Annotated in this window: 14 protein-coding genes; 12 read left to right on the forward strand and 2 right to left on the reverse strand. The window is 52.1% G+C overall.

What is annotated here, in order from left to right; genetic code table 11:
- Positions 1 to 174 precede the first annotated feature (174 nt).
- The 4 genes from AAH187_RS16620 (at position 175) to AAH187_RS16635 (ending at position 3529) form a co-directional block, all read left to right on the forward strand.
- Positions 175 to 495, forward strand: a complete 321-nt coding sequence (locus tag AAH187_RS16620; RefSeq protein WP_342349598.1) for a hypothetical protein — start codon at positions 175 to 177, stop codon at positions 493 to 495.
- Between the two features lie 8 nt (positions 496 to 503).
- A complete protein-coding gene (locus AAH187_RS16625) occupies positions 504 to 1031 on the forward strand; it encodes a hypothetical protein (RefSeq protein WP_342349599.1) in 528 nt (175 codons plus the stop codon).
- 668 nt (positions 1032 to 1699) lie between these two features.
- Complete coding sequence (locus AAH187_RS16630; protein ID WP_342349600.1) at positions 1700 to 2317, forward strand: hypothetical protein; 618 nt, start codon at positions 1700 to 1702, stop codon at positions 2315 to 2317.
- Positions 2318 to 2320: 3 nt separating this feature from the next.
- Complete coding sequence (locus tag AAH187_RS16635) at positions 2321 to 3529, forward strand: L,D-transpeptidase (RefSeq protein ID WP_342349601.1); 1209 nt, start codon at positions 2321 to 2323, stop codon at positions 3527 to 3529.
- 2 nt (positions 3530 to 3531) lie between these two features.
- On the opposite strand, the gene AAH187_RS16640 is transcribed toward AAH187_RS16635, so the two are convergent.
- The gene (locus AAH187_RS16640) at positions 3532 to 4158 is read right to left on the reverse strand and encodes a hypothetical protein (RefSeq protein WP_342349602.1); all 627 of its coding nucleotides are present in this window, start codon (positions 4156 to 4158) and stop codon (positions 3532 to 3534) included.
- On the opposite strand from AAH187_RS16640, the gene AAH187_RS16645 reads away from it, so the two are divergent.
- The 7 genes from AAH187_RS16645 to AAH187_RS16675 all read left to right on the forward strand — a co-directional run bounded on the left by AAH187_RS16645 (position 4157) and on the right by AAH187_RS16675 (position 12162).
- The gene (locus AAH187_RS16645) at positions 4157 to 6124 is read left to right on the forward strand and encodes a S8 family serine peptidase (RefSeq protein ID WP_342349603.1); all 1968 of its coding nucleotides are present in this window, start codon (positions 4157 to 4159) and stop codon (positions 6122 to 6124) included. The two genes, AAH187_RS16640 and AAH187_RS16645, sit on opposite strands and share 2 nt — an antisense overlap.
- Before the next feature lie 457 nt (positions 6125 to 6581).
- Complete coding sequence (locus AAH187_RS16650) at positions 6582 to 7148, forward strand: TIGR00645 family protein (RefSeq protein ID WP_342349604.1); 567 nt, start codon at positions 6582 to 6584, stop codon at positions 7146 to 7148.
- A 330-nt stretch (positions 7149 to 7478) separates the two neighbouring features.
- Positions 7479 to 8252, forward strand: a complete 774-nt coding sequence (locus AAH187_RS16655; protein ID WP_342349605.1) for a YkgJ family cysteine cluster protein — start codon at positions 7479 to 7481, stop codon at positions 8250 to 8252.
- Between the two features lie 692 nt (positions 8253 to 8944).
- Positions 8945 to 9616, forward strand: coding sequence for a hypothetical protein (locus AAH187_RS16660; RefSeq protein ID WP_342349606.1), 672 nt, complete (start codon positions 8945 to 8947; stop codon positions 9614 to 9616).
- Complete coding sequence (locus AAH187_RS16665) at positions 9613 to 10848, forward strand: L,D-transpeptidase family protein (protein ID WP_342349607.1); 1236 nt, start codon at positions 9613 to 9615, stop codon at positions 10846 to 10848. Before AAH187_RS16660 ends, AAH187_RS16665 begins: the two co-directional genes overlap by 4 nt.
- Before the next feature lie 13 nt (positions 10849 to 10861).
- Positions 10862 to 11488 (forward strand): L,D-transpeptidase, encoded by a 627-nt coding sequence (locus AAH187_RS16670; RefSeq protein WP_342349608.1) that lies wholly within the window; start codon positions 10862 to 10864, stop codon positions 11486 to 11488.
- Between the two features lie 62 nt (positions 11489 to 11550).
- Positions 11551 to 12162 (forward strand): hypothetical protein, encoded by a 612-nt coding sequence (locus tag AAH187_RS16675; protein WP_342349609.1) that lies wholly within the window; start codon positions 11551 to 11553, stop codon positions 12160 to 12162.
- A gap of 391 nt (positions 12163 to 12553) precedes the next feature.
- On the opposite strand, the gene AAH187_RS16680 is transcribed toward AAH187_RS16675, so the two are convergent.
- Positions 12554 to 13249, reverse strand: a complete 696-nt coding sequence (locus AAH187_RS16680) for a hypothetical protein (RefSeq protein WP_342349610.1) — start codon at positions 13247 to 13249, stop codon at positions 12554 to 12556.
- A 177-nt stretch (positions 13250 to 13426) separates the two neighbouring features.
- On the opposite strand from AAH187_RS16680, the gene AAH187_RS16685 reads away from it, so the two are divergent.
- Positions 13427 to 13653: hypothetical protein (locus tag AAH187_RS16685; protein ID WP_342349611.1), on the forward strand; the 227-nt coding region annotated here is incomplete at its 3' end.

Below are 13653 nucleotides of genomic sequence, written 5' to 3' on the forward strand. Positions count from 1 at the left end.
GCAGCTGGTTCTTTCCCAAACACGGCTCACACCTCTCCGATTAGGTGTCCTCCTACGCTCCATCGAACCTGGGAAGGATGGCCAGGCCATCATCACTTCTCTGCAACAGACATTCCCAAACATCCAGGTCTCCCCCGAGCAAGCCAACCGGCTTTTTACTCAGACTGATCCCGTGTGCTCAGCCTCGCTGATCGGGGCTATGTGGCCCGCATCCATCCACTTGAACTGTGGACGGTTGCCTTCCTCCGGCTACACCCCAATGCCAGTAAACCTGAACTCGCCAAAGCCGGTGAGCATGAGTTGGTGGAGGTGTATGCCTGGTTATTTAAGACCCATCGAAAAGCCGCACAGGATAGTCGGATTCGACTGATACTGGAACAAGAGGCATTCAGGGAAATCCACAAAGGCTGGAAACGGGTTGGATATCCCTTTGCATCGTTGGTCCTGTTGATAGCTACAGCAATTGCCAGTTCCGCCACTGTCCGGAGGCGTTGACCGAACTCATGGGTATTCTGGTCAATGAGGGAAGAAAAAACCCCACGGTGACGATTCGGCAACTGCACTATGCGGAAGGAACCCCGTTTGAAACACTCGTCGCACATCAAAAACCAGCCCAGGAACAAGTCTTGAATCCCCTGGTCGCTCAAATTCTCCGTCAGGAACTCGTCGAAGTGGTGGAGCATGGAACAGCTATCGGCGCGAAAAGCGCCTTGCCACCCGCAGAGAGCACAACCATTTCGATCGGTGGAAAAACCGGAACCGGGGATCATCGCCAAAAAGTATATGATCGAGGCTTTCGATTAATTCAATCCCGCCCGATCGCCAGAACAGCCACATTTGTGTTTCTCATCGACAATCGTTTTTTTGGAACCATTACCGCCCAGGTGTCAGGTCAGCAATCTGGCGATTTTAGCTTCACGAGCAACCTGCCCGTCGGCATCTTTCGCTTATTCACACCCCATCTCCACGCATATGTCATGCTTCACTCCTTAAAGGCCGAAATAGCCCAGCCACTCCAACCACGGAGTTGATCCTTCTGGCCGTCATTGTGTTTTCGGGCTGATCCTAATTTCTGTCTCTACACATTTTCTTTCCTTCTTCCTTGGAATTTTACGGGAAAGATCAGATTTTCGTTTAAATAGAGGTTGCATTGAGCTGGAGTCCAACGAGCCGCCTACCCGGTAGGTGGGATCTTCCTAAACCAATGTCACAACGATCAAAAAAACTCCATGCATCTAATTGAAGCCCTAATGTTTTATTTTTTCATTTACTTCTTTTAGAGAAATTCACGGACAAAGTTTCTTTACTCAGACATGATGTCCATGGGTACTCATGCATAGTTCAGTCATTTTCCTTGTTTTTCATTCAAAAGTCGGTGTTTTTACTGGTCATACTTCTCATACTCGTCTTTTATGGTCACAGACTTTTGGCATCTTCTTTGCTCATTGAATTATGTGCTTGAAGAAAAAGCCGCTCAGGCAACAGGAAGTGAACGAAAGAACTCACGCTCCTCGTATCTGAAATGTCTTACCCAAGCATTCCACGAATTAACCAACGCTGTGCTTTTCAGACAAATCGTGGGTTTTGTAAACGAGGGGAGGTAATTCGCTAATTCCCAACTATGGGCCAGGCTCATACAACCACAACCAAGGGGGAGGAAATGTTCTCTCTCAATCATGAAGGAGGAAAATTGACAAACATGGGAAACATGATTCAATCAGTTAAAACGGGGGCTCTCATATTGTTATTCGGCACCTTGCTTATGGCCTGTGCCGAAAAACCCATCCAAGGGACTGACTCGGCATTGCAAGCCCTGCAGGCTGCCAAACAAGCCGGTGCCGCAGAATATGCTCCCGAATCCTTGCGTGTGGCTGAGGACGAATATCAAAAAGCGCAGGAAGAAATTGCAATGCAAGACGAGGCCTTTATGCTGACACGCAACTATGAAGTGGCAAATGCCATCCTGGTGAAGGTCGTAGCGGATGCGGAAAAAGCCAAAACCCAATCCATCGCAAGCAAGCAATTGGCGAAAACCGAGGCAGAAGGGGCCGTGGTGCTAGCCAAAACCTCATTAGAGGAAGCCAAAAATCAGTTGGCCCAAGCGCCAACGGGCAAGGGAACCCAGGCCGACCTGCAAGCCTTACGAGGCGACCTACAAGCCGCAGAAACCACATTGGGTGAAATTGACGCCATTATGACCACGGAAGACTATATAGGGGTAAAGGCTAAAGCCGAATCCGTTCACGCCTTAGCCTCCCGCGTAACTGAACAGGTTGCGCAGGCTATTCAGAAGACCGGAAAACACAAGAAAGCGTAACACATGCGAGGGTGGGGCTCTGGCCGACAACCAGCCAAACAACCGGTAGTTTGGCTGGCGGCTGGAGCCCTCATCATGCTTTCTTTTCTGTTTGTGAACTGGTGGAAGGCAGATCGCCTTCCCCAAATCTTCCCACCTCAGCTTGAATCGCTCGACCAACAGGTGTGGAGCCACGGCGCGGAAGTTTATTCCCTTGAACGATATCACGCATTTCATCACGACATCACCGATCTCCGGATACAATGGCGTAGAGAACAAGCGCGTTGGTGGCCAACCGCCGACACCCATACACTTCAGGCAACCTACCAAAACCTGCTCCAAGAAGGCTCGACCCTTCTTGAAAACTCCAACCACCAAAAATTCACCCGGCACAAGCAACTAACAACTGCATTGGAGTCGGAACGTGGCCAGGTAACCCGTTTACGGGCATTAACCGGTCTATTTGATGTTCGACGAAATCTGCGCGCACTCTCGGTGACAGAGGGGTTACTGAACCAGGCCGCCTCTCGACTCGGGCAGGACCGCGACAATCACGCTCATATTCTTCTTGGACAGGCAAGAGAATCTCTTCTACCCGTCGAGTCTCAAGTCATGGCCCAAATGGAACGGTATGGAAACGTCTCACAACTTGCCAAGTGGAACCTTTGGGTCACCAACACACTGGATTGGTCTTCGAGGACAGGCGGCACGGTCATCGTTGTCCTCAAAGCCTCCCGCCAACTCGTGCTCTATCAGAATGGAAAAATACTCCGCCGTTTCCCCATTGATCTCGGCTTTTCAGGACTTCAGGACAAGTTGCAGGAAGGCGATGGCGCGACACCGGAGGGACAGTTTCACATCCTGCAGAAGAAAGGACCGGGTTCCACCAAATTCCATAAAGCCCTCCTACTCAATTATCCAACCAACGAGCATCGTCGACGCTTTCAGGAAGCCAAGCTCAAGGGACGACTGGCGGGGCACCGCAGCATCGGAGGTCTCATAGAAATTCACGGACAACAACCCTATGGCAACAGTACGACGAATGGCTGCATTGCCTTACACAATACAGATATGGATGCGGTCTTTCATCTGGCTAAAGAAGGGACTCCGGTGACCGTCGTCGGAGCCCTACAACCAGACAATTGGGTTGTGAAAGCTCTCGGCGACATCACAGACCATACACGCCAACGAATCGTTCTCCCTACAAATTCACTGACAGTCCGAAACCGATAAGATCATTCGGAGGAAATCCCTTGAGGTGGTGGATTCAGTGGGGAATCATCTGGTGACCGTTGCACCCGTCGCATCAACATCTGCGGTTCAACCAGCTCTATATCGTTTAGATCACACAGTTTTGCAAAACCATTGAGCGCCGTGGCAATATTTGCATCACGACTCTGGAGCCATGCGGCATGAGGTGCATAGGAAAGTGATTCACGAATTGAGAAACCACATGTCTCTAATTCTTGCCGCCGGCCCTCGACGGGAACCTCGGACCGGAAACGAATAAACACATTGCCGGTCGGCACTCCTTGCGGACCATGAGGCTCAAGACGGTAAACCGGTGTCAGTGTGAGGTTGGCAGGAAGTGTCGAGATGACAGAGACCTCACCCCGGCACACGTGGATAACCGGATCAACAAAAGAGTACAACACCGACGCAGTCAAAGCGGGAGGGACCGGCCCATGAACCGCAAAGCAGTCAGATTCACGAACATAGATACGGCGTACCGCTTGGGCTTCCACCGTCATCCTTAGAGGAAAGTGAGAAAACAGGTCGTTCAAAGCCATTAGCCATTCTACGAAGGAATGCGGAGCAAGTCCAAGCATCATTGCCAATTCAAACAGAAGGAGATCACCCATGCTGTCATTTCGTTATGGAGGGAAAAACGGGAGATCGTTCAGGCTGAAAACCGATGAAGGCCTCGTCGTCGTGCGAACTCAGAGTCGTCGACCGTTGAAAGCTGCTGCGCAGTCGCCTCGAGCCCGGCAGGCACTGGACAATCTTGAACCGGTGCACCGGTTTCAACATGCCGGCGTGGAAATCTTTCGATATCCCCAAACCGTTCGACGCGCGAGTGCGCGGGGAGCCATCCGCACCACCTTAAAATCCGTCAATGACGTGCAATTTGCCGGAAGGGTCCTGGTCGACCCTCAATCACAAGAACCGGTGCTGTACACCGAAAATCTTTTTACTAAATTTGATGATGACTTGGCCGAATCCACTTGTCGAAAAATCTTGAACGCGTCCGGACTCAAAATCAAACGGGTGCTGGAATATGCTCGCAATAGCTTCTTTGTCGAAGCGCCCGAGGGCACAGGGCAAGAAGTGTTTACCATGGCCGAAAATCTCTTGCGGCATAAACATGTGGAGCTCTGTCACCCTGAACTGGTCAGACAAATGGGATGGCGCACAGCATTCCCACAACAGTGGCATCTGAAAAAGACCACGATTGATGGAACCGTCTATGATGCCCATGCCAACGTGGAGGCCGCCTGGGCACTCAGTGAGGGAGAAAATATCACGGTCGCGATCATCGATGACGGGATGGACCTTGATCACGAAGAGTTTGCCAGTTCCGGAAAACTTATCGCTCCTCGCGACGTGACACGCGCCACTGACGATCCTCGACCCGGCAGCGGGGATAATCATGGAACCGCCTGTGCAGGCGTCGCCACCGGCAACGGTTTCCATGGTGCCTCCGGGGTCGCTCCCAAAGCCCGTTTGATGGCCATTCGCTATGTCTCCCCGTTAGGCTCACAGGCCGAGGCTGATGCATTTATCTGGGCCGCGCAACATGGCGCGGATGTCATTTCCTGTAGCTGGGGGCCGGAGGATGGCGCCTGGTGGGACCCCCGTGACCCCCTTCATCACACCGTGGTTCCCCTGCCGGATTCCACCCGTCTTGCCATTGATTGGGCCGTCGCCAATGGACGCAACGGAAAAGGCTGTGTGATCACCTGGGCCGCCGGAAACGGCAACGAGAGTGTCGATAACGATGGATACGCCAGCTATGAAAAAGTGATTGCCGTGGCCGCCTGCCACGCAAAAGGGAAAAAGAGTGCCTATAGCGATTTCGGCAAGGCCATTTGGTGTACTTTTCCCAGCAACGATACGGTTCTCCCCATCCCGGGAATCTGGACCACCGATCGCTCGGCGTCAGCAGGATACAATCCAGGACAAGTCAGTCGAGGCGATGGGGCAGGCAATTATGTCAATGATTTTGGCGGCACCTCAAGCGCCTGTCCCGGTGTGGCAGGAGTAGCCGCCCTCATTCTCGCTCGCAACCCCTCACTGCGATGGGATGAGGTCAAAGATCTGCTCAAGCGCTCGTGTGATCAAATCGATCCAAGTGCTGGAAAATATGACACCAACGGCCATAGCACCTTATATGGATATGGACGGATCAATGCCAAACGCGCCGTAGAATTGGCGGCTCCGGCCATTCCCACTCCCACCACCGTTCATACCTCCACCGCCATCATTCCCATTCGGGATCTTCAAACGTCACGACTCTCTGTTCAAGTGGCCGAGACCACCCTGCTCACTTCGGTCAAGATCGGAGTGGATATTGAACATTCCTATATCGGTGATTTAATCATTAAGGTAGTCCCGCCCAATTCGACAGGGGTATCACCCATTCTGCTCCATAATCGCATTGGAGGCGGAACAGACAATATCCACACCTCCTACGATGTCACCACGACACCGGACCTCCTGGCATTAGTTGGCAAAAATCCAAAGGGAAAATGGTCACTCACAGTTCAGGATAAAGAGAAGCTGGATACCGGGCGCATCTTACAGTTCTCAGTGACGCTGGTTTTCTAAGGAAAATACCTGGCATGGCCTTTGGAAGAGCGTATGAGTAAATCGGCCACTGTCTGACATGTCGGTGGCCGACTCCACCCGAAATAAAAATAGAAGTCCTCACCGGGGGACCTTTTAGAAAAAATTGATCTGATTTGACCGCTCCCAGTATATTTGCCAGACTGAGCACCAAGTTCAAGAAAACAATCTCATTCCTTTGTTTCCATTCCTTGCTTGCCCGCCTCTCGCACTGATGTTGAGCATTCCTCCTCACCCATAATATTTCGGTCCTACTCACTGTCATTGATCAACGTGGAATGATGTCCCTTCCTTTTTTTCTCACATGCAATTCTGCGACAACCATCACTCCGTTAAGGTTCAAGAAGGATTTTTTCCATGCGTTCCAAACACCGCCATGCTCCCAGACGGACTGGAGAGCCTTACGCGTTCATTCATCATTTTTTCAAAGGAGGTTTTCATGTCCCGATCCCCGACTTCATCAGGCTCTCCCATCGATTCCACCCCGGAAGACATTCCCCATTGGATTGAACATGCATTCGAAATGGGCATCTTTGCCAGCCGGTGGATCCAAGCACCTTTATATGGTGGGTTGATTATCGCTGAACTCCTCTATGCATGGAAATTTCTGGCCGAACTGTGGCACATGGTCCACGAAATCGGGGACCTCACCGAAACCGTGTTTATGTTAGGAATCCTCACCCTGGTGGATATCACCATGGTGGCCAATCTGCTCACCATGGTCGTCATCGGAGGGTATGCGACATTTGTCAGTAAAATAAGTCTGGAGAGTCATCCTGACCGACCGGATTGGCTCAGCCATATCGACCCGGGAACCATCAAGGTAAAATTAGCGGCTTCGTTAATTGGCATCTCCAGCATTCATTTACTCAAGGCCTTCGTCAACATTGCCAATGTGCCCATTGAGCACGTTAAATGGCAAATCATCATCCACCTGACCTTTTTGGGCTCAGCCATTTTGTTAGCCTGGACCGATAAAATCATGACCAAGGAGAAACCGCATTAGCCCCGGTTAGGCAGGAGCTGAAATGACAGACATTCTCTACCTTCTCTGGTGATCGCCAGAGAAGGCAGCGACCATATGCCCGATACACGCCAGATCCAACATCAATCCAGTGCCCTCATACCGGGCTGGAAACTCAGGAATGCTCAGGCCAGGTTAGATTCACATAAGAAAGGCACTCACGGTTCTTAGACAGGAACGATTACCGTTTCTTTTTGCTATGAATTCTTCTACAATTTCTGCTTTATCCGGTCTCCCGGGAAAGTCAAATCCTGTGTCTAACATCGATGCTTCCCATTCCTTGAACAGAGTGCTTCTCCCTTAGATTATCTCATGGAATCTTCCACCCCTCATGAATCGTACAACCTGGATATTCAAACCCCTGCCGGAGATCTAACCGCGTCGGTTTCGGTACCGACCGGATTCATTCCCATTACCGACATTCTCCCTCTCATGCGATCCCTTGGAGAACAAGCTCACCAGCTTGCGATCGACAACACCACTCAAACCGGTGCCACCATTTCCTGCCAAAAAGGCTGTGCCGCCTGCTGTCGCATGATGATTCCCGTAGCCCCACCGGAGGCCTTTGCGCTCCTGTCGGTTGTTGAGGCACTCCCTTCTCTACAAAAGGAGCGGTTGCTTGAGCGATTTCAGGCGGCTCAAAAGACCTTACGTGAAGCGGGCCTGGAGGATGGGTTGCAACAATTGGCCTTTTCCGAAGACCAAGGCACCGACGAAGAACTTGAACCGCTTAATCGCGCGTACTATGCCCTTCGAATGCCCTGCCCATTTCTGGAAGATGAAATGTGCTCCATCTATGAACAGCGGCCCTCTGCCTGTCGGGAATTGCTGGTCACCTCCCCTGCGGAACTTTGCCAGGACTTCATACAGAATCCCGTCAATCTGATACCCGCCCCGTTTCGAATCAGCACGGTTCTGAGCACATTGTGGGCGGATTGTCACCAGGGCCCGATTCGCCTCATTCCCCTCCCCTTCGCACTGGACTGGGCCAAATCCCCTAAGAGCCAAACCACCAGAACCTGGGCCGGGCCGGAACTGCTGAGCCGGGCCTTGGATGCCGCGGCGCAATACTTACAACGCCAATGACCTTAAGAGGCATTGAACACCTAGGTTTTCATCGACGAATGACACGGCCTTCGTGCGTGCCTACCAGGTAGGCATCCAACGCCGGTAACAGAATGGTAAGGGCTGGTTCCAGCCTCGGATGACCAGCCAGAAGTTATTCCCGACATTCCCTCGAAACGCAGCAAAAAATTTCAAAAAAAGACTCCGAATGTAACCAGAATTTCCAGGAAATTGGGACAAGATTTCTTTCACTGGACAGGATGTCTCTTCGCATAATGTTCCTTCCCGACATTTCATCGACTTATTGGCAATTAATCCAGAAATTACGCCTGCACAACAGATCAAAACCTGGCATTACCTTTGCTTTTATATCTCCCAGTAGTAAGCCATGACGGCTTACCTAACCTTTAAAGGAGGTGCTACTGTGAACCAATCAAATCCAAAAGATCCCAAAAAAGGTATGCCAATCGGGAAACCTACTGCCGCCCCTAGTCCTGCAAAACCACAGCAAAACCCGGCCAAAAAGCCATTCGGCAAATAGGTGCCCTGACGATCCCCACTACCTGCAAATTCCGACCTTTTACCATTGAGGAAAAGGCCCTACCTGTTCAGGTTTTGATGCGGGCGAACGACAAGAGGGGCCGGAAAGATCCGGCCCCTCTTCCCCTTAAAGAAGAACGACCTTCCCGACTTAAAAGGATGTCCCAATCATCGTGACAGAAAGCATCCAACTCAACATTGCCGGATGGAAATCCACCAGTGAACCCATGCCTCGAAACGTTGACCTTCTCCACTACAAACAGATACTTGTTCTGATCTGGATACTCTTGACCGGTTGCGCAGAACCACCTATCTCCCAATGGAACGCAGCCACCCAAGCACTTGAAGACGCGAAAATGTCAGAAGCCGAACATTACGCGATTGAGAGATTCACCGAAGCAGAAACGGCGTATCAACAGGTCAAGCAAAATCTGGATCAACAGGGAGATCGGATACCGCTCTTTCGAAATTATGATCCTGCTATCACGATGTTGTCAGGAGTCTTCGACAACGCGATGCAAGCCAAAATGGAAGCCATCGCCAATAAAAAAGAGAGTAAAGCCAATGCCGAGGTAGCTCTCGCTTTTGCCAAACAGCATCTTCAAGACGTTCGTGCACTCCTGGCAGAAGTTTCCACTCCCGCATCTGATCACGGGGAGCTGGATCAACTTCTCCAAGCCTTTCAGGATACCGAAACGCTCCTCGCCGAAATCGACTCCATTATGGCACAAGAACATTTCATCGACGTGATGACCACCTCCCATTCGGTAGAATCTTTTGCCACTCGAATTCAAGCCCAGATTATCTCTGTCAAACTGCTTGCCGCAAAGCGACCTGCTTCATGATGGGGAAGAAAATAATCACTCCGCCCACCAGGTTTCAGTCGGCCTGGCGGCGGCGCTGGATGATCACCCTCATGCTGGTCCTGCTTCCAGCATTGGCGTTTGCCTGGTGGGAACACACAGGGTATCCCGAGACCTTTCCCTCTCTGGTCGAAGATCTCGACCGGCAGGCGCGGGCCAACGACGCAGAGACCTTATTTCCTGATCGTTACCAACAATTTCATCACCATGTGCTGGAACTCCGTTCCCAGTGGCGGAGGGAAGCCAATCACTGGTGGACAAATGGTGATGGAGAGACCTTCAACCAGCAGTATCAACAACTGGTAGAAGAAGGCTCTCTGCTGATTGAAGCCTCCCGCCAAAAGGTGACAGCGCTTCGCTCGGAGGTCAAGGAACTCCTTCAACCCGAACAGGCACATCTTGCACGATTGCGTGAACTGTCCCACCTGTTCGATCTGGAAGACGACATGCCTGCGCTTTCCCGGGCAGAGGGACTGTTACAAGAAAGTCTCTTGCGATTAGAGCAGGGACAATACCGGCAGGCACGGGCAGCCGGAGAACAGGCCCTTGAGCATCTTCGCCGCGTGGAAACCCACGCACTTGCTCAGATGAATCGGTACAGAAACGATGTCCAAATTACGCTCTGGGAACAATGGGTCACGGACACCATTCAACGATCAACCGGGACAGCCGGCACAGCGATCATTGCGCTCAAGGCTCCTCGTCGCCTACTCGTCTACCAACGTGGCCGCATCATTGCCGACTATCCGGCACGCGTGGGATTTTCAGGATTGGCTGACAAGCTCTACGAGGGAGACGGCGCCACGCCGGAAGGCCAATTTCATGTGATACACAAAAAAGACGGATCGGGGACCAAATACTATAAGGCCTTATTATTAGATTACCCCACGGTGGCCCACCAAAAGCGCTTCCAGGATGCACAAGCCCATGGCCTGGTTCCAGAGGATCGGTCCATCGGCGGTCTGATTGAAATTCATGGGGAAGGACCGAATAACGACAAGGCCACCAGCGGCTGTATTGCGTTGGAGAATTCAACCATGGATGACGTATTTGATCGGGCAAAAGTCGGAACGCCTGTCACCATCGTAGGGGCACTCAACCAGGACAATGACGTCGTGAACTCCTTACACCAGATGGAAGCGCATATTCAGGAGCGGGATGAACGGTGGCACACCCTCCCCACCCTTGCAGCCTCATTCACCAGCACAGAATAGAATGACCGCCTTCATGACCCCCCACTCACGCCTGACACTTCTGCTGAGCCTGCTCGTCGTGCTGACCACGACACTTGGGGCCTCACGCTCCCCCGCTCAAAAGCGCACCACAACCGTGGTCCCGGTGACGGCGCAACCCCAGGAAGGAAACATCCCGTTTTATCCTTCCGCTCCCGGCCTCCTTGCCACGGCACCAAAGGGCCTTTACCTGGTGGTCGATACTGCTCAAAATCGGATGTCCCTTCGAAAGGGCAATCGAATCCTCTACAGTGCCGTGGCTTCAACCGGCAGCGGGGCGCGGTTGCAGGATCCTCGCAATCCCGGCAACGGATGGGTGTTCGATACTCCGCGTGGGGTCTTTACCATTTCCAGTAAAATCAAAAACCCGGCCTGGAACAAACCCGATTGGGCCTTCATTGAAGAAGGGCAACCCATTCCAACCAAACCCAAAGACCGGATTGAAACCGGCGTGCTGGGGGACTATGCCCTCGGCTTCGGCAATGGCTATTTCATTCATGGCACACTGTATACGCGAATGCTGGGCACCAACGTCACCCATGGCTGCATCAGACTTGGAGATGAACCGCTGGAATATGTTTTTCACCACGTGCCCCTTGGCACCACCCTGATCATCTATTGAAACGCCTCACATCTTCCTTCACCCCCTGGCCTCTCCAACCCCCCGGCTCCTACCTGGTGTGGATGCTTCTTCTCACGCTTGTCCTGGGAGAAGCCTGCTCTTCCCAGAGCGGGGCTCAACAGAAAACCGTTTCTCATCCCGTTGAACAAGAGTTGCAAATGGCAAAAACCAAATCTCTCTATGTTATCGTCGATACCGACAAGAACATCGTATTGCTCAAAGCCCGGGGCATCCCCCTGCGGACATTTCCACTGACACGCGCCGAGTGGATCGGAGACCCTCTCACCCACTCCACCGTGCTTCACCTCCAGACGAAAGACCCATCGGTATCCCCCCTGCCCATTTCCCCTCCATCAAATTCTTCTCCGAACTCTCCGCCGGAAGATCCCATCACTCCGTTAACCGTCAACAATATGCCCAACCGCTATGAGCTCATCTTTCAAGAATCCCTGACTATTTTAGTTCAACCATCCCACCTTCCCTCCTTTTGGGCAAACATGGGGCACCAAATTGCAGGCTGGGGGCGGCGGGTCACAGCCAGAATAGGCACCTGGGGCGGGTCCCACCAATACCTGGTCCTCTCACTTGATCCTGTTGAAGCCCAAGCCTTGTATTGGGCGGCCATCCCGCCCATGACGTGTCTGGTGATTCCTGGAAACCCCACAGCCCCATAAAACCCGGTCTCTCATTCAGCCATCAATGGTTCGCCTCCAACCAGGACATGGAGATTCCCCGACTCTATCGCCAAAACAGGAAAACTCAGAATCTACCAACTGCCCGGGCATTGAACAGGAAGAGAGACAGGACAATCCGAAAGATTGAAAATGGAATACAAGACAACAAGAGAGATGGAACCATAAAAAAGCAGCAACCGGAGAACAGGACCTCCAGGCAGACAGGAAGCACTTCAATTAAAACGACTGGAGGTGTACAGCACCGGGTGGAAAAATTCCCTTCGCTAGGAGCGGCACAAAAGTCGGAGAGAGGGAAGGTACGTTACGGAGATGCTGGAAATTTAAGGAAGTTCCAGACGAATGCACAGGCTTCCACTCGTGAGGGGAACGGCTACTCTTTCAACATGACAAACAATTGACCATCCTGGACTTTCATATCCTTCACACCCTTCGAAAATTGATCCCAAAACCCGCCTGAGCCTCCAAATTCTTCCACCAGGTTGGTATTTTTAATATCTCCCCACCAGGCACCGGGAAGGGGAATTCCGCCTAGACTGATCCCGCGCATCGCCACCACCGGCTTTCCATTGGCATAACTCAGGGCCAGTCCAAAATTAACCTTCAACATCTTTCCACCCACGAGGGGCATCTCGTGTTTAATCGGGACCACAAGTTGGACACTCAGAAGATCATCCGCCAGATCAACAGCCACATGTCTGGCCATATACGAATCGGCGGCAATCAACGCATTCACCTCTCGCTCGGTTAACTGAATCTGGCGATTCGCATCCGTTTCAGAATACGGCACCGGCTCAAGGGGCAAGCCTGTTGTGGACGCGGAAGGGTCGGACACGGTTGAAGAAACGGCATCGGGCGGCGGAAGCAAGTGAGCCATCTTGACATTCAGGACCTGCTGCTCCGACTCACTCAATCGGGTCGGCTGAAACATCGTGGCATTCACGTACTGGTTGATCCACAGAACCACACCCAATGCCGTGGCCAAGGCCGCAAGCCCCACAAAAAGAATAACCTGTTTCCCACTAAACCTTCGGCGTGAAACCGCGACTTGAGAAACCTCAGCATTCATCGTCTCTCCCTTTCCAAGGTGACCATCCTGTAGGATACACGCCTGCCGATTTCAGGATTATCAACGCTAGCCTCTCCTGGCTCGTTTGAAGTAAGCTTTCACACTCTCCCCATGTATATTCTACCGCAAAATTTTATTAGCGATACTGCTTGATTGAGCTTCCAGGGAACACAGCCAATGCGAATCGGACCGTTTGGAAGACAGAGAGGAGGGGGCAGCCAACCCCGTGCACGCATGAGTTGGAAAATGCGGCTCATCCCGCTCGTCTTATTCGCGATATACGGACTGTATTTTTACGTCTCGAACCAGGAAACCGTGCCATTGACCGGGCGTTCCCAGTTGGTGGACATAACCCACGAGCAGGAAATGGCCTTGGGGCTCCAGTCCTACCAAGAAATCCTCAG

The organism is uncultured Nitrospira sp. (genome assembly GCA_902500695.1).
Lineage (GTDB): Bacteria > Nitrospirota > Nitrospiria > Nitrospirales > UBA8639 > Nitrospira_E.

Excerpts from the sequence above, each read along its gene's own strand:
- AAH187_RS16625 (WP_342349599.1), top strand. The coding sequence starts at position 504 with ATGGGTATTCTGGTCAATGAGGGAAGAAAAAACCCCACGGTGACGATT.
- AAH187_RS16630 (WP_342349600.1), top strand. The coding sequence starts at position 1,700 with ATGGGAAACATGATTCAATCAGTTAAAACGGGGGCTCTCATATTGTTA.
- AAH187_RS16635 (WP_342349601.1), top strand. The coding sequence starts at position 2,321 with ATGCGAGGGTGGGGCTCTGGCCGACAACCAGCCAAACAACCGGTAGTT.
- AAH187_RS16645 (WP_342349603.1), top strand. The coding sequence starts at position 4,157 with ATGCTGTCATTTCGTTATGGAGGGAAAAACGGGAGATCGTTCAGGCTG.
- AAH187_RS16640 (WP_342349602.1), bottom strand. The coding sequence starts at position 4,158 with ATGGGTGATCTCCTTCTGTTTGAATTGGCAATGATGCTTGGACTTGCT.
- AAH187_RS16650 (WP_342349604.1), top strand. The coding sequence starts at position 6,582 with ATGTCCCGATCCCCGACTTCATCAGGCTCTCCCATCGATTCCACCCCG.
- AAH187_RS16655 (WP_342349605.1), top strand. The coding sequence starts at position 7,479 with ATGGAATCTTCCACCCCTCATGAATCGTACAACCTGGATATTCAAACC.
- AAH187_RS16665 (WP_342349607.1), top strand. The coding sequence starts at position 9,613 with ATGATGGGGAAGAAAATAATCACTCCGCCCACCAGGTTTCAGTCGGCC.
- AAH187_RS16670 (WP_342349608.1), top strand. The coding sequence starts at position 10,862 with ATGACCCCCCACTCACGCCTGACACTTCTGCTGAGCCTGCTCGTCGTG.
- AAH187_RS16675 (WP_342349609.1), top strand. The coding sequence starts at position 11,551 with ATGCTTCTTCTCACGCTTGTCCTGGGAGAAGCCTGCTCTTCCCAGAGC.
- AAH187_RS16680 (WP_342349610.1), bottom strand. The coding sequence starts at position 13,249 with ATGAATGCTGAGGTTTCTCAAGTCGCGGTTTCACGCCGAAGGTTTAGT.